The sequence below is a fragment of the Streptomyces caniscabiei genome, assembly GCF_014930365.1.
GTDB classification, from domain to species: Bacteria; Actinomycetota; Actinomycetes; order Streptomycetales; family Streptomycetaceae; genus Streptomyces; species Streptomyces caniscabiei.
Window position 1 is genome coordinate 152640 of sequence record NZ_JABXWI010000011.1, and the last position, 22771, is coordinate 175410.

General features: G+C 71.7%; 18 protein-coding genes and 1 tRNA gene. 5 read left to right on the forward strand and 14 right to left on the reverse strand.

The features are described 5' to 3' along the window. Positions 1-21: 21 nt before the first annotated feature. The 6 genes from pdxT to pgsA all read right to left on the reverse strand — a co-directional run bounded on the left by pdxT (position 22) and on the right by pgsA (position 5335). Positions 22-630 (reverse strand): pyridoxal 5'-phosphate synthase glutaminase subunit PdxT, encoded by a 609-nt coding sequence (gene pdxT / locus HW837_RS29090; protein ID WP_045557218.1) that lies wholly within the window; start codon positions 628-630, stop codon positions 22-24. A 6-nt stretch (positions 631-636) separates the two neighbouring features. Beyond that, the gene (gene pdxS, locus HW837_RS29095) at positions 637-1554 is read right to left on the reverse strand and encodes a pyridoxal 5'-phosphate synthase lyase subunit PdxS (protein ID WP_045557217.1); all 918 of its coding nucleotides are present in this window, start codon (positions 1552-1554) and stop codon (positions 637-639) included. Positions 1555-1803: 249 nt separating this feature from the next. Then, complete coding sequence (locus HW837_RS29100; protein WP_045557216.1) at positions 1804-2349, reverse strand: LemA family protein; 546 nt, start codon at positions 2347-2349, stop codon at positions 1804-1806. 102 nt (positions 2350-2451) lie between these two features. Continuing rightward, positions 2452-3612, reverse strand: a complete 1161-nt coding sequence (locus tag HW837_RS29105) for a glycosyltransferase family 4 protein (protein WP_045557215.1) — start codon at positions 3610-3612, stop codon at positions 2452-2454. Continuing rightward, on the reverse strand, positions 3609-4598 hold the full coding sequence (locus tag HW837_RS29110) for a phosphatidylinositol mannoside acyltransferase (protein ID WP_193380480.1): 990 nt from the start codon (positions 4596-4598) through the stop codon (positions 3609-3611). Before HW837_RS29110 ends, HW837_RS29105 begins: the two co-directional genes overlap by 4 nt. Further along, entirely contained in the window at positions 4595-5335 is a 741-nt protein-coding gene (pgsA, locus tag HW837_RS29115; protein WP_193380479.1) for a phosphatidylinositol phosphate synthase, read from the reverse strand. Before pgsA ends, HW837_RS29110 begins: the two co-directional genes overlap by 4 nt. 229 nt (positions 5336-5564) lie before the next feature. On the opposite strand from pgsA, the gene HW837_RS29120 reads away from it, so the two are divergent. Then, a complete protein-coding gene (locus HW837_RS29120; protein WP_045557212.1) occupies positions 5565-7763 on the forward strand; it encodes an elongation factor G-like protein EF-G2 in 2199 nt (732 codons plus the stop codon). Between the two features lie 217 nt (positions 7764-7980). Beyond that, on the forward strand, positions 7981-9654 hold the full coding sequence (locus tag HW837_RS29125; protein WP_045557211.1) for a hypothetical protein: 1674 nt from the start codon (positions 7981-7983) through the stop codon (positions 9652-9654). Between the two features lie 237 nt (positions 9655-9891). On the opposite strand, the gene HW837_RS29130 is transcribed toward HW837_RS29125, so the two are convergent. Continuing rightward, positions 9892-10452: an HIT family protein gene (locus HW837_RS29130; protein WP_045557210.1), complete on the reverse strand. Its 561-nt coding sequence runs from the start codon at positions 10450-10452 to the stop codon at positions 9892-9894. Between the two features lie 67 nt (positions 10453-10519). On the opposite strand from HW837_RS29130, the gene HW837_RS29135 reads away from it, so the two are divergent. Further along, positions 10520-11176, forward strand: a complete 657-nt coding sequence (locus tag HW837_RS29135; RefSeq protein ID WP_193380478.1) for a potassium channel family protein — start codon at positions 10520-10522, stop codon at positions 11174-11176. Between the two features lie 41 nt (positions 11177-11217). Here HW837_RS29135 and thrS read toward each other — a convergent pair whose 3' ends face one another. The 3 genes from thrS to HW837_RS29150 form a co-directional block, all read right to left on the reverse strand. Continuing rightward, the gene (thrS, locus tag HW837_RS29140) at positions 11218-13194 is read right to left on the reverse strand and encodes a threonine--tRNA ligase (RefSeq protein WP_045557208.1); all 1977 of its coding nucleotides are present in this window, start codon (positions 13192-13194) and stop codon (positions 11218-11220) included. Between the two features lie 105 nt (positions 13195-13299). Further along, entirely contained in the window at positions 13300-14550 is a 1251-nt protein-coding gene (locus tag HW837_RS29145; RefSeq protein ID WP_078853399.1) for a hypothetical protein, read from the reverse strand. After that, a complete protein-coding gene (locus HW837_RS29150; RefSeq protein ID WP_193380477.1) occupies positions 14547-15113 on the reverse strand; it encodes a DUF4365 domain-containing protein in 567 nt (188 codons plus the stop codon). The genes HW837_RS29145 and HW837_RS29150 overlap by 4 nt, the downstream gene beginning before the upstream one ends. Positions 15114-15281: 168 nt before the next feature. Here HW837_RS29150 and HW837_RS29155 point away from each other — a divergent pair, with 168 nt between their 5' ends. Further along, the gene (locus HW837_RS29155) at positions 15282-16010 is read left to right on the forward strand and encodes a 3'-5' exonuclease (RefSeq protein WP_193380476.1); all 729 of its coding nucleotides are present in this window, start codon (positions 15282-15284) and stop codon (positions 16008-16010) included. A gap of 39 nt (positions 16011-16049) precedes the next feature. On the opposite strand, the gene HW837_RS29160 is transcribed toward HW837_RS29155, so the two are convergent. Beyond that, a tRNA-Val gene (locus tag HW837_RS29160) sits at positions 16050-16121 on the reverse strand. 39 nt (positions 16122-16160) lie between these two features. Beyond that, a complete protein-coding gene (locus tag HW837_RS29165) occupies positions 16161-16619 on the reverse strand; it encodes an SRPBCC family protein (RefSeq protein WP_045557367.1) in 459 nt (152 codons plus the stop codon). A 102-nt stretch (positions 16620-16721) separates the two neighbouring features. On the opposite strand from HW837_RS29165, the gene HW837_RS29170 reads away from it, so the two are divergent. Continuing rightward, the gene (locus HW837_RS29170; protein WP_237270428.1) at positions 16722-19178 is read left to right on the forward strand and encodes an SCO7613 C-terminal domain-containing membrane protein; all 2457 of its coding nucleotides are present in this window, start codon (positions 16722-16724) and stop codon (positions 19176-19178) included. Positions 19179-19284: 106 nt separating this feature from the next. Here HW837_RS29170 and HW837_RS29175 read toward each other — a convergent pair whose 3' ends face one another. Next, a complete protein-coding gene (locus HW837_RS29175; protein ID WP_193380474.1) occupies positions 19285-22032 on the reverse strand; it encodes an exo-rhamnogalacturonan lyase family protein in 2748 nt (915 codons plus the stop codon). 110 nt (positions 22033-22142) lie between these two features. After that, on the reverse strand, positions 22143-22769 hold the full coding sequence (locus tag HW837_RS29180; RefSeq protein WP_093789364.1) for a hypothetical protein: 627 nt from the start codon (positions 22767-22769) through the stop codon (positions 22143-22145). Between the last annotated feature and the right edge of the window lie 2 nt (positions 22770-22771).

Genomic DNA, 22771 nt, shown 5'->3' on the forward strand with positions numbered 1-22771 from the left:
TCCGTACGAACCCCAGAGATCCTACAAGGACTCCGCCGCCCGGTTCGCGCGCACCATGTCGACAAAGAGGGCGTGCAGCCGGTGGTCGCCGGTCAGTTCCGGGTGGAAGGACGTGGCGAGGGCGTTGCCCTGGCGTACGGCGACGATGTGGCCCTCGTGCTCGGCCAGCACCTCCGTCCGGGCACCCACGGACTCGACCCAGGGGGCGCGGATGAAGACGCCCTCCACGGGATCGCCCTCGACGCCCTTCACGTCGACCGCCGCCTCGAAGGACTCGTTCTGGCGTCCGAAGGCGTTGCGGCGCACGATCATGTCGATGCCGCCGATCGTCTCCTGGCCCGAGCGCGGGTCGAGGATCTTGTCGGCGAGCATGATCAGTCCGGCGCAGGTGCCGTAGACGGGCAGGCCGTCGCGCACACGGGCGCGGAGGGGCTCCATCACGCCGAAGAGCACGGCCAGCTTGGAGATGGTGGTGGACTCGCCGCCGGGGATGACGAGGCCGTCCACCTCGGCGAGTTCCTCGGGGCGCCGCACCGGCCTGGCCACGGCGTCGGCCGCGGCCAGGGCGACGAGGTGCTCCCGTACGTCGCCCTGGAGGGCCAGGACGCCTATGACGGGGGTGTCGCTCATGGGTGCTTACCAGCCCCGGTTCGCGTAGCGCTCGGCCTCGGGGAGGGTGTCGCAGTTGATGCCGACCATGGCCTCGCCCAGGTTGCGGGAGGCGTCCGCGATGATCTTCGGGTCGTCGTAGAAGGTGGTGGCCTTCACGATGGCGGCGGCGCGCTTGGCCGGGTCGCCGGACTTGAAGATGCCGGAGCCGACGAAGACGCCCTCGGCACCGAGCTGGCGCATCAGCGCGGCGTCGGCCGGGGTGGCCACACCACCGGCGGAGAAGAGGACCACCGGGAGCTTGCCCAGCTCGGAGACCTCCTTGACCAGCTCGTACGGGGCGCGCAGCTCCTTGGCGGCGGCGTACAGCTCGTTGTTGTCGTAGCCGCGCAAGCGGGCGATCTCGTTCTTGATCTGGCGCAGGTGGCGGACGGCCTCGACGACGTTGCCGGTGCCGGCCTCGCCCTTGGAGCGGATCATGGCCGCGCCCTCGGCGATGCGGCGCAGGGCCTCACCGAGGTTGGTGGCGCCGCAGACGAAGGGGGTCGTGAAGGCGAACTTGTCGCTGTGGTTGACCTCGTCGGCCGGGGTGAGCACCTCGGACTCGTCGATGTAGTCGACGCCGAGGGACTGCAGGACCTGGGCCTCGACGAAGTGGCCGATGCGGGACTTGGCCATGACCGGGATGGAGACGGCCTCGATGATGCCCTCGATCATGTCGGGGTCGGACATCCGGGCCACGCCGCCGTCCTTGCGGATGTCGGCGGGGACCCGCTCCAGGGCCATGACCGCGACCGCGCCCGCGTCCTCGGCGATCTTGGCCTGCTCCGGGGTGACGACGTCCATGATCACACCGCCCTTGAGCTGCTCGGCCATGCCGCGCTTCACGCGGGCGGTGCCGGTCTCGGGGGTCTGGGCGGCGGAGTTGGAGAGCGTGCTGGACACGGGTTTGACCTCGCTCGGGAAGGGGGTTTCTGCAAACACCGAGGAAACGCGAGGGGGGCGGGCCACTGCAAGGGCCAATGGGGAGGCGGTGGATCGTTTTGTGGGGTGCGTTCGGGGGGCGTTCGGGGGTGCGTTGTCGGGTGCGGGTGCGTGGGGCTTCTCGCGCAGTTCCCCGCGCCCCTGAGAGACCAGGCCCATGCGGGCCTGAAAAGCACGGGGCGCAGCCCCTGCCCATGAGGCACCCAGAAGTCAGGCCGTGGCCCGGTCGGCCAGGGCGGCCGGCGGCTCGTCGTCCATCTCGAAGGCCAGCGGGAAGGGCGCGTGCCCGGCGAGCCGGAACCAGCGCACCTTGCGATGCCGACGCAGCGCCCGCGCCGCCCGCACCGCGTCGTTGTGGAAGCGCCGCGCCATCGGCACCCGCCGAACCGCCTGGGCCAGCTCGTTCGCCGCGTCCTCACCACCCGGCGCCTCGCGGACCACCTCCACCTGCTGCGCGTCCGCGAACACGGCCCGCAGCGCCTGGCTCAGCTCGCTCTCGGCGACCTCGCGCTGCTCCTCCTCGGCCTGCCGGGCCGCGTGCGCCGCCTCGTAGAGCACGATCGAGGCGGCCGGGTCCAGCACTCCGGAGGTGGCCAGCTCCTGGGCGACCGACGCGCGGCGCAGCAGCTGCGCGTCGAGCGCGGCACGGGCGGCGTCGATGCGCGCGTGCAGCCGGTCGAGGCGTCCCGCGGTCCAGCTCAGATAGAGGCCGATCGCGAACAGGACGACCGCGATCCAGATGAGTGTCGAAGTCACGGGCGGCAAGGCTACTACCGGTGCCCACCACCGCCGCGTCCGAGTTCGGCCCGGCGCCAGAGGCGCGGGGGACCGCGCGAGCGGCCCCCGCGCCCACTGGGGTCATTCCTTGGCCAGCCCCAACCGGGCCCGCAGTCCGACCCGTTCGTCCGCCGCCACCGACGCCGCGCCCTCCGTGACGGTCTCGTAGACACCGAGGATGTCGGCGCCGACGGTGGACCAGTCGAACCGGCGTACGTGCGCGCTGCCCCGCTCGCGGAGTTCGGCGCGGCGGGCCGGGTCGCCCAGGAGACGTACGGCGGCTGTCGCGAGGGCGTCGGCGTCCTCGTTGGCGAAGAGCTCGCCCGCGGCGCCCTGGTCGAGGACCTGGGCGAAGGCGTCGAGGTCGGAGGCGAGGACGGGGGCGCCGGCGGACATGGCCTCGACGAGGATGATGCCGAAGCTCTCGCCGCCCGTGTTGGGGGCGACGTAGAGGTCGACGCTGCGCAGGAAGCGGGCCTTGTCCTCGTCGCTGACCATGCCGAGGAACTCGACGCGGGAGCGCAGTTCCCTGGGCAGGCTCTCGACCGCCTCCTCCTCGTCCCCGCGCCCGGCGACCAGCAGCCGGGCGTGCGGGCGCTCGGCGAAGATCCTCGGCAGGGCCCTCATCAGCACCGGCAACCCCTTGCGGGGCTCGTCGATACGGCCGACGAAGCCGAGGGTGTCGCCCTGCCAGTCCGGGTTGGGCTTGGCGCGGGCGAAGAAGTCGACGTCGACGCCGTTCGGGATGACGACCGCGTCGCCGCCCAGGTGTTCGACCAGGGTGCGGCGGGCGTACTCGCTCACCGCGATCCGCGCGCTGATCTTCTCCAGCGCGGGCTGGAGGATCGGGTAGGCCGCGATCATGGCCCGGGAGCGCGGGTTGGAGGTGTGGAAGGTGGCGACGATCGGGCCCTGCGCGGCCCAGCACGCCAGCAGGCCGAGCGAGGGGGAGGCCGGTTCGTGGATGTGGATCACGTCGAACGTGCCCTCGTGCAGCCAGCGCCGTACCCGGGCCGCCGACAGGAAGCCGAAGTTCAGGCGGGCCACGGATCCGTTGTAGGGCACCGGGACCGCGCGGCCCGCGGAGACGACGTACGGCGGCAGGGGTGTGTCGTCGTCGGCGGGGGCGAGGACCGACACCTCGTGGCCGAGGCGGATGAGGTGGTCGGCCAGGTCGCGGATGTGGAACTGGACTCCCCCGGGCACGTCCCAGGAGTACGGGCAGACGATCCCGATCTTCACGGGCGTCCCTTCTCGGAGTCCGTCACGGAGTCCTTCACGGGATCCGTCGCCGGTCTCGGCGCGGGTGGCGTGGGGCCGTCGGGACTCCGCGCGGGGTCGAGGTCCGCGAGCCACAGGCGCTGGAGCATGTGCCAGTCCTCCGGGTGGTCGGCGATGCCGGTGGCGAAGGCGTCTGCCAGCGCCTGTGTCATGACAGACGTCTTCTCCGCCCGGGTACCTGTCCCGGGTACCTCGATCGGGGGGTGCACGCGTCCCCGCATGACGGGCGAGTCGTCGTACCAGAGCGTCACCGGCAGCAGCAGCGCGCCGGTCTGCTGGGCGAGGAGGGCCGGTCCTGCGGGCATCCGCGTGGGCTCGCCGAAGAAGTCGACCTCGACGCCGGACGCTGACAGGTCGCGGTCGGCGACCAGGCAGACCAGGCCTCCGTCGCGCAGCCGCCGGGCGAGGGTGCCGAAGGCGGAGCCGCCGCTGTGCGGCAGGACCTCCATGCCGAGGCCCTCGCGGTAGGCGACGAAGCGGTCGTAGAGCGTCTCGGGCTTGAGACGTTCGGCGACGGTGGTGAACGGGGTCTTCAGCTCGGTGGTGACCCAGGCTCCGGCGAGGTCCCAGTTGGCGAGGTGCGGCAGCGCGAGGACGACACCGCGGCCGGACGCGAGGCCGTCGGTGAGGTGGTGGAGGCCCTCGGCGGCGAAGCCGGTCCTGACGCGCTCCTCGCTCCAGGCGGGCAGGCGGAAGGACTCCATCCAGTAGCGCAGGTACGAGCGCATGCCCGCGCGGGAAAGCTCGGACAGGCGCTGCGGGCTCGCGCCCGGCACCACGCGCGCGTAGTTGTTCTCCAGCCGGCGTACCAGGGGGCCGCGCCGCTTCCAGGTGGCGTCGGCGATCGTCTGCCCGAGACGTACCGCGACGGGCTCGGGGAGCTTCTTCACGGTGCCCCAGCCCAGGCCGTACAGCCCGTCGGTCAACCGCTCCCGCAGCACGCTCACGGGGTCGCCTCGCTGTTGCGGGCGGTGTCCGGGGTGTCCTGGGCGGTCGTGGCGGCGGCCTCCGCCTCGGCCTCGGCGGACTCGCGGCGGACCGTGACCACGCGCTGGATCAGCGTGACGAGGCTGCCGACGGCGACGATCCACAGGGCGATGGGCAGCAGGACGTCGATCCCGGGCACGCCGAACGCGTGCAGGCCGGAGAGTCCGGCCGCGACCAGCGAGATCACCAGGCGCTCGGCGCGCTCCACCAGCCCGTTGACCGCCACCGGCAGACCGATCGACTCGCCGCGCGCCTTGGTGTACGAGACCACCTGGCCGCTCGCCAGGCAGAAGATCGAGACGGCGCACAGGGCGAGGTCGTCGCCGTTGCCCGCGTACCAGAGGGCGAACCCGCCGAAGATCGCGCCGTCGGCGACCCGGTCCAGCGTGGAGTCGAGGAAGGCTCCCCAGCGGCTGGAGCGGCCCATCTGGCGGGCCATGTTGCCGTCGACGAGGTCCGAGAACACGAACAGCGTGATGACGATCGTGCCCCAGAAGAACTCGCCCCGGGGGTAGAAGACCAACGCGCCCGCGATCACTCCGGCGGTGCCGATCAGGGTGACCGTGTCGGGGCTGACGCCCCTGCGGATCAGAAACGCGGCGAACGGTGTGAGGACACGCGTGAAGAATGCACGCGCGTACTTGTTCAGCATGGCCTTCCCGAGGGTCGGTGTCGCCGCGTGGCCCCTGCTGGCCATCCGGCTGGCCCATCGTAGCCACGCGCGCGCGTGTGCGACCGTCGGGCACCAGCCCGCCGTGTCCCCCGGGCGGGACCGGGGCCGTGAGGAGCGATCACGTCCTTCGTATGGACGCACCGTGACGCGAGTGCAAAGCTCGAAGACACCGCGGGCGTCACCGGAGCCGCACCGCACGCGGATCGGTATGTCCGCGCCCACAGTGACCTCACCGTGCACGGGAGGCAGGACCATGGGCGACAAGGCGAACGCACATCCCGGAGCCGCCGGCAGGGCTACGGCGGCCGACCACCCCGCGTCCGTACGGAATGTGGTGCTGGTCGGCCACTCCGGTTCGGGCAAGACGACGCTGGTGGAGGCTCTCGCGCTGACGGCGGGAGCGGTGAACCGGGCGGGCCGCGTGGAGGACGGCGGCACCGTCTCCGACTACGACGAGATCGAGCACCGGCAGCAGCGCTCGGTACAGCTCTCGCTCGTCCCCGTCGAATGGGGCGGGTGCAAGATCAATCTGTTGGACACTCCCGGATACGCCGACTTCGTCGGGGAACTCAGGGCCGGTCTGCGAGCGGCGGACGCGGCCCTTTTCGTCGTCTCGGCCTCGGACGGCGTCGACGGTTCGACGCGCATGGTGTGGGAGGAGTGCGCGGCGGTCGGCATGCCGCGGGCGATCGTGGTCACGCATCTGGAGGCCGCGCGGTCGGACTTCGAGGAGATGACCCGGATCTGCGCGGAGACGTTCGGCGGGGACGACCCCGACGCCGTCCTTCCGCTCTATCTGCCGCTGCACGGCCCCCAGGGCCCGGACGGGCACGCGCCCGTGACCGGGCTGACCGGACTGCTGTCGCAGAAGCTGTTCGACTACTCCTCCGGCGAGCGCAAGGAGTCGGAACCGGGCCCGGAGCAGCTGCCGGCGATCGGGGAGGCCCGCAACCGGCTCATCGAGGGGATCATCGCCGAGAGCGAGGACGAGACCCTCATGGACCGCTATCTCGGTGGCGAGGCCATCGACGTCAAGACGATCGTCGACGACCTGGAGCGGGCCGTCGCGCGCGGGGTCTTCCACCCGGTGCTGGCGGCGGCGCCGGCGGCCGAGGGCGCCAGGCAGGGCCTCGGCACGGTCGAACTCCTCGAACTGATCACCGGCGGCTTCCCCACCCCCCTGGAGCGCGAGGCGCCCGCGGTGACGACCCCGGAGGGCCGCCCCCGCGAGATCACGTCGGCGTGCGACCCGGACGGGCCGCTGGTCGCGGAGGTCGTGAAGACCGCCAGCGACCCCTACGTGGGCCGGATCTCCCTGGTCCGGGTCTTCTCCGGGACACTGCACCCCGACGAGACGGTGCATGTCTCCGGGCACGGGCTGGCCGACCGCGGGCACGAGGACCACGACGTCGACGAGCGGATCGGCGCCCTGTCCGCCCCGTTCGGCAAGCAGCAGCGGACCCTCACGCACTGCATCGCGGGCGACCTGGCCTGTGTGGCGAAACTGAACCGCGCCGAGACCGGCGACACCCTTTCGGCCAAGGACGACCCGCTGCTCATGGAGCCGTGGGAGATGCCCGACCCGTTGCTGCCGCTCGCCATCCAGGCGCACAGCAAGGCCGACGAGGACAAGCTCTCCCAGGGCCTCGCCCGGCTGGTCGCCGAGGACCCGACGATGCGGCTCGAACAGAACCAGGACACGCACCAGGTGGTCCTGTGGTGCCTGGGCGAGGCGCACGCCGACGTGGCGCTGGAACGGCTGCGCAGCCGCTACGGCGTCCAGGTCGACGTCGTACCGCACCTGGTCTCCCTGCGGGAGACGTTCGCCGACCGATCGGCGGGCCGGGGTCGGCACGTGAAGCAGTCCGGTGGACACGGGCAGTACGCGATCTGCGAGATCGAGGTGGAGCCGCTGCCCGGCGGTTCCGGCATCGAGTTCGTCGACAAGGTCGTCGGCGGCGCGGTGCCCCGGCAGTTCATCCCGTCCGTCGAGAAGGGGGTGCGGGCGCAGGCCGCGAAGGGTGTGGCGGCCGGCTATCCGCTCATCGACGTCCGGATCACGCTGCGCGACGGCAAGGCGCACTCGGTGGACTCCTCGGACGCCGCGTTCCAGACGGCGGGCGCGCTGGCGCTGCGGGAGGCCGCGGCCGACGCGAAGATCCACCTCCTGGAGCCGGTGGCGGAGGTGTCCGTCCTGGTCGGGGACTCGTACGTGGGTCCGGTGATGAGTGATCTGTCCGGGCGGCGCGGGCGGGTCGTCGGCACCGAGCAGGCGGGCGGCGGACGCACCCTCGTCCGGGCCGAGGTGCCGGAGATCGAGATCGACCGGTACGCCGTCGATCTGCGCTCGCTCTCCCACGGCACCGCGCGCTTCGGCCGCCGGTACACGCGGCACGAGCCGATGCCGTCCCATGTCGCCGAGAAGCTCCGGGAGCAGGCCCGGGAGAACTGAGCGGCGGGGACGGAGGTCACCGGTGCGCGGCCGCGGCCGTCCACCGGTGGGTTCCGTGAATGTCCGTTCTCGGCGCCGCGCGATGTCCATGGCTACGGATACGCTGATCACCTGATCGCCAAGTATGGCTCGATCAGGACCAGATCAGGCTATGACCTGATCAACAGGTGTGCGGAGCACGGAAGTCGGGAAGAGCCGCAGGAGCGAGTGTGCGGCGATGGGGGCGGCGGCGGTGGCGGACAATTTCGATTTCACTCCCGGGGCACAGGTGCCGCTGACGGGCGCCGCGGGCCAGACCGCGGCGACGTACGCCCTGGCGTCGGCGGCCTACCGGGACAACGAGATCGCGGAGATCCTCAAGGCCAACAACGACTGGCACAAGTCCTCGGTCAAACCGGGCCGCAAGTGGGCCACCATCTTCCGGCCCAACCTCGGGGAGGCCTTCTCCCTGGCGGTGCGGGACCGGATGGTCGGCGCGGGCCGCAAACCCCTCATCCAGTCCTTCGGCATGGAGCCACAGGTCGTCGTCGAGCACTGCCTCGCGGCGAACAACATCCGCCGGGAGCGCGACAACTGGCTCTCGGCGATCATGGTCCTGTGCGGCCTGCTCTTCCTTCCCGGGCTGCTGCTGTGGCTGCTGGTCTTCCAGATCCGTACGACGGTCGCCAAGCGCGACGACAAGCGGGCGGGCGCCCTCGGCACCACCCTGCTCGTCGCGGTGGGCGCCCTCGCCGTGATCTTCCTGCTCAAGATGCCCTTCGACGGATTCTGGGCCTGGTACGCGCGTGCGTGCGTGGTGCTGCCGGTGGTCGGCTGGTTCTGGGCCAAGCAGATCTGTGAGCGCGCCGCGAAGGACCTGCGGGACCGCTGGTCCGGCCTGCTGGCGGGCGGCGGCATCGGCGCCAAGATCCCCGAGGCCGTGCCCGGCAGCCCCGGCGAGACCAAGGCCGAGCAGTTGCGCAAGGAGCTGGCCCGGCTCAGCGCCGAGCAGCGCTCCAACCTCGTCTTCTACGCCGGTCCCAAGGGCATCCTCGGCATGGGCACCCGCTGGGGCAGCTGGCAGCTCGCCGAGGACCTCGTGCCGGCCGAAGCGGGCAAGGAGATCCACCCGTTCCGCAGCTGGGACGTCATACGCGCCATCCACGACCAGCTGCGCATGCTGGAGCGCACCCCCCTCAACACCGGTGGTTTCACGGCCCCTTCCATCAAGCACTGGATCGTGAGCCCCATCGGCGAGGGCGCCGGCGCGGTGGCCCGGCCCGACAGCACGGACGTGGACGCCTACCAGTACAAGACCCACGCCATACAGGAGATCTGCAACAAGCAGCACTTCGGCAGCGGCAACCGCCACTACCTGGGGGTCCAATGGACTCTCTGGGACGGGCAGTTGATCATCACCATGCTGGTCACGGTGACCGTGCTGCACCAGACGCTCCGCATCGAGGTGACCGGGCACGCCCTCGGGCCGGTGCACGGCCTGTTCACGACCGGTCCCGCGGCCAAGGAGAAGGAAGTCCAGAAGTCACTGCGCTTCTGGGAGACACGCAAGATCAAGCTCCCCCTCGTCGACACCGACGAGGTCGTACGGCTCGCCGCGCGCGCCCCGCTGACCTGGTACCCGCCGCTGCTCAACTGGCTCGGCGGCTCCATCGGCCTGCCCGAGCCGTTCGGTCTGCGCCACGCCTGGGCCGACCAGCCGTGGCGGCACCGCTTCATGGCCGACGACGCGCTGCGCGCCGCCACGCCCGTACTGCGCGTGGTGCACAACGCCGCGATCAAGGTCCTCAAGGACAACGGCGTGGACACGGAGAAGTTCGGCTCCCGGGCCGGCTTCCTCAGCGGGGCGGTACAGGATCCGACGCCGCGGAAGGCTGACCTCTACGACGCGTGAGCGCTGCGCTGGCCTTGGCCGACGGGGGGTGCGTGGGGGGTGGGGGCCGTTTTCGTCCGCGGGCCCGGTGGGGGTTCTCGCGCAGTTCCCCGCGCCCCTCAAAAAGCAGGGGCTGCGCCCCTGGCTTTTTGATGAAGGGCCGCAGGCTCCTTCAGGGGCGCGGGGAACTGCGCGACCAGCCCCCACCGGGCCCGCGGACGAAAACGGCCCCCACCCCCCACGCACCCGACCCGGCAGCTACGCCGTAGGCCACGCCTCGGCCAGCATCTTCCTCGTGTCGGCCAGGAGCTGCGGCAGGATCCGGGTGTGGCCGACGACCGGCATGAAGTTGGTGTCGCCGCCCCAACGGGGAACGATGTGCTGGTGGAGGTGGGCCGCGATGCCCGCCCCCGCGACCGAGCCCTGGTTCATGCCGATGTTGAAGCCGTGCGCGCCGGAGGCGGTCCGCAGCGCGGTCATCGCCTGCTTGGTCAGCTCGGCCAGCTCGGCGGTCTCCGGCGCCGTCAGGTCGGTGTAGTCGGCGACGTGCCGGTAGGGCACGACCATGAGGTGGCCGCCGTTGTACGGGTAGAGGTTGAGCACCGCGTACACGTGCTCCCCGCGCCTGATGACCAGGCCGTCCTCATCCGACTTCGCCGGGATCGAGCAGAACGGACAGCCGTCGTCGGCCCCGGGGCCGGTCGGCTTGTTCTCACCCTGGATGTACGCCATCCGATGAGGCGTCCACAGGCGCTGGAACGCGTCCTGCGTCCCCACTCCGATCTGCTGCTCCGGCTCACTCGTCATGCAGTGCAGCATATGGCTTCGCCCGTTCGCGGCGTGTCGCCGGGTACCGGCGCGGGACGGCCGGGGCGAAGCTGAGGCGATGGACCACGACAGCCTCGCGCTCCGCTGGGAACGCCGCACGGGACGCGTCCTCGCCGGGGCGTCGGCCCTCTTCCTGGCCTCGTACGCGGTGCGGGTACTGGCCCACGATCTCCCCCAGGTCTGGCTCGACCTCTGTCTCGCGGTGACCATGGCGTGCTGGGCGATCTTCGTCCTCGACTACGCGGTGCGCTGGCGGCTGAGCGGGCTGGGCCCGAAGTTCGTGCGCCTCCACTGGCTGGACACGATCGTGCTCGTGCTGCCCCTGCTGCGCCCCCTGCGGGTGGTGCAGATCCACGACGCCGTGCAGCGCCGCCACGAACGGCCCCGGCTCTCCCTGCACGCGCGCGTGGCCGTCTACGCGGGCCTCTCGGTGACCCTGCTCGGCTTCACCGGCGCCCTCGCCGTCTACCAGCAGGAGCACGACGCACCGGGCGCGACGATCCTGACCTTCGGGGACTCCGTGTGGTGGACCTGCTCCACACTCGCCACGGTGGGGTACGGGGACGTCACCCCCGTGACCCCGATGGGCCGGACGATCGCCGTCTTCCTCATGGCCTGCGGCCTCGCCCTGCTCGGCACGGTGACGGGCTCGTTCGGGACGTGGCTGCTGCAGGTCTTCGCGCGGGAGGACGAGCCAAGGCCCCCGGAGAGCTGAACTCTCCGGGGGCCTCGCCCTCACCTCGGTGCGGGTACGCCTCAGATCTGGACGCGGTCCGCCACGACCTGCGCGATCTTCGCGATGGCCTCCTCGACGGGGATGCCGTTCTCCTGCGAGCCGTCGCGGTAGCGGAAGGAGACGGCACCGGCCGCCATGTCCTCGTCGCCCGCGATGACCATGAAGGGCACCTTCGCCTTCTGGGCGTTGCGGATCTTCTTCTGCATACGGTCGGAGGAGGCGTCGACGTCGACGCGGAGACCCTGCTTCTTCGCCTCGGCGGCGAACTTCTGCAGGTACTCCACGTGCGCGTCACCGATCGGGATGCCGACCGCCTGGACCGGCGCGAGCCAGGCCGGGAACGCCCCCGCGTAGTGCTCCAGGAGCACGGCGAAGAACCGCTCGATCGAGCCGAAGAGCGCGCGGTGGATCATGACCGGGCGCTGCTTGGACCCGTCCGGACCGGTGTACTCCAGGTCGAAGCGCTCGGGCAGGTTGAAGTCGAGCTGGACCGTGGACATCTGCCAGGTACGGCCGATCGCGTCCTTCGCCTGGACGGAGATCTTCGGACCGTAGAACGCGGCGCCGCCCGGGTCCGGGACCAGCGGGAGGCCCTGCTTCTCGGCGACCTGGCGGAGCGTCTCGGTCGCCTCCTCCCACGCCTCGTCCGAGCCGACGAACTTCTCCGGGTCCTTGGTGGACAGTTCCAGGTAGAAGTCGGTGAGGCCGTAGTCGCGCAGCAGGTTCAGGACGAAGGTGAGCGTCTTGTCGAGCTCGTCCGCCATCTGCTCGCGGGTGCAGTAGATGTGCGCGTCGTCCTGGGTGAAGCCCCGGGCGCGGGTGAGGCCGTGCACGACGCCGGACTTCTCGTACCGGTACACCGTCCCGAACTCGAAGAGGCGCAGCGGCAGTTCACGGTAAGAGCGGCCGCGCGCGTCGAAGATCAGGTTGTGCATCGGGCAGTTCATGGGCTTGAGGTAGTAGTCCACGCCCTCGTCGAGCTGCATGGGCGGGTACATGCCGTCGGCGTACCAGTCCAGGTGGCCCGAGACCTCGAAGAGCTTCCCCTTCGTGGCGTGCGGGGTGTAGACGAACTCGTAGCCCTCCTCCTCGTGCCGACGGCGCGAGTAGTCCTCCATGACCCGGCGGATGATGCCGCCCTTGGGGTGGAAGACGGCGAGGCCGGAGCCGATCTCGTCCGGGATGGAGAACAGGTCGAGTTCGTTGCCCAGCTTGCGGTGGTCGCGCTTCTCGGCCTCGGCGAGGAAGTCGAGGTGGGCCTTCAGCTCCTCCTTGGAGGGCCAGGCGGTGCCGTAGATGCGCTGGAGCATGGGGTTCTTCTCGCTGCCGCGCCAGTACGCGGCGGCGTTGCGCATCAGCTTGAACGCCGGGATGTTGCGGGTGGTGGGCAGGTGGGGGCCTCGGCAGAGGTCCTTCCAGCACAGGTCACCGGTCTTGGCGTCCAGGTTGTCGTAGATCGTCAGCTCGCCGGCGCCGACCTCGACATCCGCGCCGTCGTCGGAGGAGGCCGAGCCCTTGAGGCCGATCAGCTCCAGCTTGTACGGCTCGTTCGCCAGTTCCTCGCGGGCGGCCTCGTCGGTGACGACGCGGCGCGAGAAGCGCTGGCCGCGCTTCTGGATCTCCTGCATCTTCTTCTCGACGGCCTTGAGGTCCTCGGGCGTGAAGGGCTTCTCGACGTCGAAGTCGTAGTAGAACCCGTCCCGCACCGGCGGCCCGATGCCCAGCTTCGCCTCCGGGAACAGCTCCTGCACGGCCTGGGCCATGACGTGCGCGGTGGAGTGGCGGAGGATGTTGAGGCCGTCCTCGGAGGAGATCTCCACGCTCTCGACGGTCTCGCCGTCACGCACCTCGTACGCGAGGTCCTTCAGCTCTCCCGCCACGCGGGCCGCGACGACGGTGCGCTCGCCGGCGAAGAGGTCGGCGGCCGTAGTGCCCGTCGTCACCACGCGCTCTTCCCGCTCGGAATCGCGTTGGATGATCACACGGACGTCGGACACCGGTCTCTCCTGACTGAAGGGGACCACGTACGGATTTCCGTAGGCGGTCCCCGAATCGTACCGAGCCGGGGGTGCCCTCTGCGAAACGGTTAAGGGCGGACGCGGTCACTCCCCGCCGCACGCCTCCTCGAAGAAGGCGGTGATCTCCGCGGTCTCCTGGAGCGACTTCATCAGCCGGTCCCGTTCGGCCTCGTCGACCTGCACAGGTGCGATGCCGTCGGCGTCGGTCAGCCGCCGGAAGCCGCCCCGGCTCTCCAGCCTGCCGTGCACCCGGACGGGCAGACCGACGAGGTGGGCCTGTCCGGCGATCCGGTACGACTCCTCGTCCAGGGTCATCCGGACGTGCGGGACCGCGGCGCCGGCGATGACCCGCAGCCTCACCGTGCCCTCGCCGCGCGCCGCCGACCGGCGCATCCGCACCACGGCCCCGGTGATCCGCACCGGCATCGGGGGTTCCGCGCGGAGGTAGCGGGCCCCGGCCTCGCGCAGTACGGGCAGGTCGCCCGGGGAGAACTCGACGGGGTCGGCCGGTGTCGCACCGCCCTCGGGGACCCCGGCGGCGGGCGCCCAGTCGACGGCGACGCGGGCGCCCTCGGTGCCGCGGACGAGGGCGACGAGGGCCTCGGTCAGCTCGTGGCTGACGCCGGCCTCGACGGCCCCGTCGAAGGCGTCCATGCCGCCGGTGGCGCGCTGGTAGTCGATGGCCTCGCGGGCGGCGTACAGGGCCTGGTGGAGTCGTAATGCGAGGGGGCGGCCGGTGGCGACGGGGACGAAGGCGGTCAGCCGGCGGCCGCCGGGGGCCGCGCCGACGAGGACACCGTCGAGGGAGGCGGCGGCGGGCAGGCGATGCCGGGCGCCGTGGTAGCCGGCGCGGGCGCGGGTGGCCAGGGCCGCCGCGAGGAGCATCTGGCGTGCGGCGGAGCGCAGTTGGTCCTCGACGACCCAGGAGGCCGTGCCGAGGGGGCCGGTGGGGACGTCGCGCCACCAGTGGATCTCGTCGCTGGGCAGGGTGAGGGCGATGAGCACGTCCCGCGCGGCGGGCGAGCCGCTGCGGGACAGGGCCGTGAGCGCCTCGCCGAGCAGGTCGTCGCTGTCGGGGAAGGCCCGGTTCTCCGGCACGAGCAGGCTCATGGCCCGCCCGGCCGGCTCGGGCGGGGTCCAGCGCCCGTACCGCCCGGCGGCTCCGCCGCGCCGCTGCCAGCCGTGCCGTCGCAGCAGGGCGCCCAGCACGGCGGGGTCCACCTGTGCGGGGTCGGGCGGCTGGGTCCAGGTGGGTTCGACGGGGTGGGGGCGCGCAGGGCCCGCGGGCCGGTTGATGGGGCGGCGCGGGGTGTCGTCGATGGGGCCGTGGGTCACGGTCTGCCTCCCGTTCCGACCCGCGTCATGATCTCGCAGAGCGCTCGGTCGTCGAAGATGCGCGAGGTCGGGACGCGCACGGTGGTGCGGCGCCGACCGGTGATCGGGTGTCCGGCGAGATTGGTCCAGTAGCAGCAGTGCCGCAGGTCGAGCCGGTCGTGACCGGCCCGCAGCCACTGCTCCTGCGACCTGGGGACGATCATCACGACCAGGATCTTGTGCACCGAGACGGGGGTGCGGGCGAGCTTCGCCAGGTGGTTGTTGTCGAGGGTGAAGGAGAAGGACCGGCCCGGCGGGTGCGGCGCGAGCTGGTAGGTGGCCTTGAGCTGCACCTTGATGGTGACCTCGTCGTCGACGGTGTGACCGGACGAGCCGTGGCTGACGTGCCAGTCGATGCCGTTGTCCGGAAAGGGCTGGGACAGGGAGCAGCCGGCGGCGGCAGCCACCGCGTGCAGATAGCCCACCTGCAAGGTCTCCATGCAGGCGGTGGTGGCGAGGGAGCCGCGGAGCGGTGCCGCGTGCTCGGGCAGCAGCCCGCCCCGCTCGGGCTGCGCTATGGCCATGACCAACAGCCTTCCCCTACAGGTGTTTCCCCGTGCCGAGCCCCTGAACTGCGCAGACCCGTACTTCTGTTGTCTCCGTCCGGCGTACGGCGCAAACAGCCCGGGTATCACCAAACTGGCAGAAGACGGGACGTCAGCTGCCGTGGGTGAACGAGGAGTTGTGGACACATGACGTGTTGGTACGAGGGACCCTTGGCGGCGTTCGACACGGAGACCACGGGCGTGGACGTCGAGAACGACCGGATCGTGTCGGCCGCCGTCGTCGTCCAGGACGCGCCCGGTACCCGTCCCCGGGTGACCCGGTGGCTGGTGAACCCGGGCGTTCCGGTGCCCGCCGCGGCGACGGCGGTGCACGGGCTGACGGACGAGCAGCTGCAGCGCGACGGCCGTTGGCCGGCGCCGGTGATGGAGGAGATAGCCAGGGCGCTGGCCGAGCAGGCGGTGCGGGGCCGTCCGCTGGTGGTGATGAACGCGCCGTTCGATCTGACCCTGCTGGACCGCGAGTTGCGACGGCACCGCGCCTCGTCGCTGGATCGCTATGTCGAGACGACGCCGTTGCGGGTCCTCGATCCGCGGGTCCTCGACAAGCATCTGGACCGCTATCGCAAGGGTCGGCGCACACTGACCGATCTGTGCGCGCACTACGAGGTGACCCTGGACGGCGCGCACGACGCGGCGGCCGACGCGCAGGCCGCGATGGACGTCGTCCGCGCGGTGGGCCACCGTTTCGCGACCCGGCTGGCCCGCCTGTCCCCCGCCGAACTGCACACCCTGCAAGCCGTGTGGCACGCGGCCCAGGCCCGTGGCCTCCAGGCCTGGTTCGCCCGCAGCGGCACGGAGGAGGCGGTGGACCCGGCGTGGCCGCTGCGTCCGGAGCTGCCGGCCGCGGCGGCATGAGAAAGGCCGGTCCGCTGCTGCGGACCGGCCTTTTCCCGGTGGGCGATACTGGGTTCGAACCAGTGACCTCTTCGGTGTGAACGAAGCGCTCTCCCACTGAGCTAATCGCCCGGGAACGGAGTGAACAATACAGGTCCCGACGGGTCTCGTTCAAACCGCTTGCCCGTCCGTCGTGAGGTACGCGAGGAGGCCTCGTCGTCCCGCCCGCATCATCAGCGCGTGGTTGGCGCGGAACACGGGCCGTCCCGGTACGGCGAGCCGTCGCAGCAGGGGTTTGCGGACGTCGACCTCCTGGTCGTAGCGGGCGAGCGTGCCGGTCTCGTCGGCGGTGAGCGTCCAGCGGGCCCAGCCGTCCAGGTCTCCGGTCATCTCGATCTCCAGGACGCCGGCCGCCCGGTCGCTCCACACCTCCCGCGCGGTGAAGTAGAGGTCGTACGGGAGGACCGAGCGGATCCGGACGGCACCGGTGGTGTCGTCGATCCGGGTCACCTCGCGGACCTGCGGCCACCAGTGCGGGTAGTCGTCGGCGCGTTGGAGGACGTCGTACACGGCGGTGGGGCGGGCGGGCAGGTTCCAGAGGCTGCGGAAGCGGTAGTGGCACCAGTCCATGGTCGGATTGTGCCCGCACATGGCCGGTTCGTGCGGGAACTGAGTACGTCCTGAGTATGCGCACTCATGTCGTACGCCGTGACGCGGACCACACTCCGGTGCATGACGTCCTTTCCGTCCCCTGCCGAGGAGTTGCGGGTCCTCGACGCCGAGCTGCGGCACCTCGACGCCCGCCGCGCCTTCCTGCTGAACCGTCGCGCGTGGCTGGTCGGCGCCCTGTACGCCGCCGCGCCCGGGCCGACGGCCGCCGCACCGTCCGTACGGCGCCCCGAGGCGACCGCGCCCGGCGTGCAGAACGTGCTGCTGGTCCTCGGCGGCGTCCTGCTGACCGTCGCGGCGATCGCGTTCACACTGGTCAGCTGGGGGAGCATGGGCATCGCGGGCCGGGCGCTGGTGCTCGGCGCGGTGACGGTGGCCGCGCTCGGCACTCCCGTACCGCTCCTGCGGCGCGGCCTGCGTTCCACGGCCGAGGCGGTGGCCGGCCTCGGCCTCGCCCTGACCGTCCTGGACGCGTACGCCCTGCACGAGGTCGCGTTCACCGGGGCGGACGGTACGGCGTACGCGGCGTACGCGGCGGCGGTGCTCGCGGCGGTGTGGGCGGCGTACGGGCTGGGGCTCGGCGCGCTGCCGGCCGGGGCGTCGGAGCCCGGCTCGACGGCGCCCCGCACCGCCCTGGGCCTGCCGCTCCCGCTGGCCCTGGTCGCCGCTCAACTCCCGCTCTTGCTCTGGTCGTTCGCGGTGAACGCGAGCGTGGAGACGGTCACGGCCGTACTGCTGGTGACAGCGGCGGCCGACACCGCGATCGCGCTCCGGGGATCCCTGAAGCCGGTACGGATCGTCGCCGTGGTCGGCGCGATCGGCTGGGGTCTCTGGGGTGTACTGGCGGCCGGGTGGCTCTCGTGGGCCGCCGCCGGCCCGAGCGCCGCCGCCCGTGCGGCGGCGCTCCTCGCCCTCGCGGCGGCGATCGCCCTCACGAGCGCCTGGCTCACCCCGAAGCCCGCCCCGGCCCTCGCCGCCGCCGTCACCGCCGGACTTCTCACGGTGGTCGGCCTCGGTGGCATCGCCCGCGCGATCCTGCCCGAGGTGTGGACGGTCCCGGCCCATCTCGCGTGCGGGCTCGCCCTGTTGACAGCCGTACGGGCACAGGCCCCCGAGCCCGTACGGCGTGGTCTCGTCCACGCCTCCGCCGTCGTCCAGGCCTTGGCGCTGGCCACCACGGTGCCGGTGGTGGCGATCACGCTGCTGGGGCCGGTCGGTGTGCTCGAGCGGATCTGGTCCGGCGCGCCCTCGGACGCCCGCGCTGCGGTGACGCTCGACCTCCCCTGGCCCCCGAACACGGCGACCGTCCCCCTCGTGCTCGCGGCCGTCGCCGGCGTGCTCGTCCTGACCGGACGCACCGCCCCGTGGCGGACCCCGGGCCTGGTCGGTGCCTCGGTCCTCGCCTGGGCGACGCTCCTGGTCCTCCCCGCGGTGCTGCGACTGCCGTACGCGGCCGGGCTGGTGGCCCAGGGGCTCCTGGTGGCCGCCGCTCTGGCCCTCGCCGGGCTCACGCGGCCGGCGACCGAGGAACGCCCCCGGCCGTCCACGGCGTTCGACCGCCTGCGGTCGCCGCTGCCGCTCACCGGCATCCTCCTGGCCCTGGTCACCTCCGTGAACCTGGTCCTGCACTCCCTGGCCACGGAACCCGCGACCCTCATCGTCCTCGCGACCTCGGCCGTCCTGTTCGCGGCGGCGGCATGGCGCACCGGCCTCGGCCCCCTCGCCGCGCCCGCCTCCCTCGTCCATGCCGCAGCTCTGACCTGCGCGATCGGCGCGTCCGTCGGCTGGCAGCCGCAGCACACCGCGCTGCTCGTCCTGACCGTCCCGGCGTTCGCGGCCCTGCTCGCGGCACGCCTCGGCGACTCCCCCATGACGATCCCGGTCGAGGCGACCGGCGCCGCGGCCGGCCTCCTGGCGATCGCCCTCTCGGCCACCCACCCGCCTCTGCTGGCCCTGACCCTCGCGCTCTGCGGAGTGATCGTCACGGGCAGAGCCGTACGTCCGGACCGCCGTCACCTCGGCTACGTGGCCGCCGCGCTCTTCGTGACGGCCTCCTGGGTGCGGCTGGCGGTCTGGGAGGTCGGCTCACCGGAGGCGTACACCCTGCCGGTGACCCTCCCCGCCCTGGTCGTCGGCCTGCTGCGCCGACGCCGGGACCTGACGGTCTCCTCCTGGACGGCGTACGGCCCGGGACTCGCCGTCACGCTCGTCCCGAGCCTCGTCGCGGCGTGGGGCGACACGCACTGGCTCCGCCCCCTGCTGCTGGGCCTCGCCTCCCTGGCCGTCACCCTGCTGGGCGCCCGCCACCGCCTCCAGGCCCCGCTGCTCCTCGGCGGCGCCGCCCTCGCCCTGGTCGCCCTGCACGAACTGGCCCCCTACATCGCCCAGGTCGTGGACGCCCTCCCCCGTTGGGTACCCCCGGCACTCGCCGGCCTGGCCCTGCTCGCCCTGGGCGCCACGTACGAGCATCGGTTGCGCGACGCACGACGCGTGCGGAACCTCCTCGGAAAGCTGAGCTGAGGCGCGCCCCGCCAGGGGCGCGGGGAACTGCGCGATCAGCCACAACGATCCCGCAGTTCCCCACCACCCCAGCCACCCCAAGCCCCCCGCTCAACCCAGCGGAGCGCTACGGCATCTTGTCGCCCACCAACGCCAGGTTCTGAATGGCCGCCAGCCCGTACAGCGCCGTCGCGTTGGTCGACACCCACGCCGCCTCACTGCCCGGTACGAGCGCCGTCGGTCCCTCAATCTTCTTCGTGGTCCAGTCGGTCGACTCCTTGTAGTCCCAGGTGTCGGCGCTGTTGTAGAACTGCCGCCACGCGCGGGCCGCGAGCTTGTCGTCCTTCAACTGCACGGCCGCGTACGCGTCCTGGCGCGAGTGGCCCTGGAAGAGCAGCAGGGTGCCGAAGTTGGAGCCGTAGCGGGCGGCCTGTTCCGCCTTCGTCGCGTTGAAGTAGCGGCAGTAGTCGAGCCACGCCTCCTTGAACTTGGGCATCTCGATCTGGTCGAGGAGTTCCGCGCACATCTCGACCAGGCCGAACATCGCCGACAGGTGCGAGACGCCGACCACGGGCTTGTCGGCGACGGCGAACTTGCCGGTGTCGAGGTCGTACAGCCCGGTGCCCTGGACGAAGCCGTTGGGCTGGGCCGCGATCGTCTCCATCGTCGACAGCACGCGGGCCTTGGCCTTCTCCCACTTGGGGCCGCGCCGCTCCCACTCGGTCAGCCAGGCCGAGACCAGCCCCGACCAGTCGGTGCCGAAGCCGATCGACAGGGCGTTGCGGTCGGGGGTGTAGGGCTCGGTGCGGATCTTGCGGATGGGGTCGAGGACGAGGAATGTCTCGTCGGAGTCGACGTTGGCGTGCATGAGGTCGCCGACGCGTTCGTCGGCGGTGAGGAAGTAGTAGTAGCGGCGGTAGGTGGTGTTGGCGATGCGCTGCTGCTTGGCGCTGTCGGCGTAGTGCTGGACACCGTGGCGGGTGCCCAGGCCCGCCCACTTCCCGAGGTGGTACACGTCGACCTCGCCGGTGTGGCGGGTCATGGCCTCGGCGAAGCGGAAGATGTCGGCGCGGCCGGAGCGCATGTACGCGAACCACAGCCACAGGTCGGGCGAGAGCTCGGAGTTGTCCCAGGCGTAGCCGCCGACGTCGTAGCACCACTGGTGACGGCTGGGGTCGTAGCTGTGCATGATGTCGCCGTAGTCCCAGAAGCCGTACCACCGGCGCATCTCCACCTGGTCCTTGTAGTAGGTGAAGAGGAAGTCGAGGTGGTCCTCGATCTTGGCCTTGGAAGCGGTGGACCGGTCGGGCTCGGAGAACAGCTTGCCGAAGACGCCGGCCTTGATGAGCTGCTTGGGCGGGGCGGCGAGCTGCGGCGGGGTGCGGACGGCCTCGACCTGCTTGGCCATGTCCTCGGCGCTCGGGGTGGACTCGTGGGCCCAGAAGAGGAGTTCGCTGGTGCGGGCGATGCCGTAGGGGGTGCCGAAGCCGGGCTCGTAGTCCTCGTAGGTGATGTTGAGGCCTTCGAGCTGCTCGGGGAAGGTGTCCTGGCCCATGCCGTCGTGGTAGAAGCGCAGGTCCATGGGCTGGGCCTCGGGCGACCAGAGCCAGAGGGTGACCTCGGCGGTGTCGGTCTGGGCGTCGCGGATGTCGAGCTGGGCGGGGAACTTCTCCCAGAAGTCCCGGAGGCCGAAGGCGAACCCGCCGGACGCGCCGCCGACGTACCCGAAGCCGCTCGCCCTGCGGCCGCCGCCGGCCGGGATCCAGCCGTGGCCCTTCTTGGTGCGCTTGCGGACGGCGAAGCCGTCGGCGGACAGCTGCGAGAGCGTGTAGTCGCCCCACTCGGGGATGTACTGAAGGCGGGTGGTGACCCGCTGGTCCCACGTCGAGGGGTCGGGCAGCTTCTTGCCGTCGAACTGGGCGGTGCGCACGGCCGCGCCCGGGTCGCGGCGCAGTCCGGTGACACCCTTGACCGCCTCGCGCAGCAGACCGGTGCCCTCACCGCCGATACGGATGTGACGGTCGTACGCGGCGTCGCGCATCGGCACCTTGAAGCGGACCCCGATGCCGCGGATGAAGTCGCCGCTGGCCTTGCCGGGGTCCTGGGTGCCGTCGAAGGTGATGGTGTGCACCATGCGGAAGGATTCGGCGCCCGCGTAGAAGTAGAGGCGGATCGAGAACGGCAGCCAGCTGCGGCTTCCCTTGCGGTGCTTGCCGTCGATGCGGACGACCGCGCGGACCGGACCCTCCTGCTCGACCTCGGCCTTGTCGATGACGCTCTCGAAGCGCTCGTACTTCTCGGCGCCCTGGTCGCCGTCCTCGATCTCGGGCTGGCGCAGCAGCACCAGCCGGCCGGTGTGGGCGATCTCGGTGGAGCCGCGCCGTACCGATTTCACGAGGGTGGAGCCGGACTTGCCGATCTTGGCGGTGATGACGCCGGTCGAGACGTCGATGGTGCCGCCGCTCTTGTCGACGGTGACCTTCTTCTCCGGCGCGGCGGGGGTGCCGGCGGCGAGGGTGAGCTTGCCGGAGCCGGCGCCCGCGCCGACCGCGTGCGCGGTCCACTTCACGGAGCCGTCGGGCCAGTAGCCGATGGGCCAGGACTGGACGGGGATGTTCTTGCCGTCCGCGTCCGTCAAAGAAAACGACTGTTCTTTTTCGTAGGCGCCCTTCGGCCACGGCACACCCACGGTGGAGCCGGGAGCGGCGCCGAGGCCGCCGTCCTCCAGCCAGTCCAGGGCCACCGGGTCCGCCTCCGCGGCCTCGGCTCTGGGCGCGGCCTGCGCGTTCGAACTCCCTAGTGCCCAGCTGACCTGCGCTGCGGCTCCTGCGACGGCGGCCGCCTTGAGAAGGGACCTGCGGTCGATGGGGGACATGGCCTTTCCTTTCCGAACGGGAAGTCATGCGTGCGGGTAGTCAGGGGCATGGCAGAGGGAGGTGCGGCGCCCCGGAGGCGCCGACCTGGTGCGATGCATCGCCGCTTCGGTCAGCGGAGGCGCCGGTACCGCTCCTCCACGGCGACGGCCGCCGCCGCCACGGCCCCGAGCACCGGGACCGCCAACGGCGCGACGAACCAGGCGGAGCAGGCCACCACGGCCAGTCCACCGACGAGCAGAAAGGATCCGGCGGGGTCGAGCACGGTCCGCTGTCCGGCCGCGCCCAACAGGGCCCGCCAGGTGGCGCCGGGCCGCCAGACCGCCGCCGCGCGGAGTCCGGCGACGGCGGCACCGATCAGCGCGAGGACCCCGATCGCGCCGACCAGCGGCCCGCCCGGAATCCCGGCGCGCACGGCCTGGACATCCACCCACACCGCCGCGAGCGCCGCCCACCCGGCGAGCCCGACGAGCCAGCCGCCGCGCACCGCCGACCGGAAGTCGACCACGAACTCCCGCCAGCCGCCGCCCTCGTGGGCCGTACGGCGTCGCAGATGCCGCGAGCCCGCGGCGAACGCGGCCGGGTACGTCACCAGCGGCAGCGAGGCCAGCGCGATCCACACCCCCGTGAGCAGACACTCGGCGAACAGCGCGAACCGCGCGGCGAGCAGGGACTCCTCACGGGGCGCGGCCGACTTCGTACGGTCGCGCGTCCGGGTACGGGGGCGGGCGAGCGCCATGG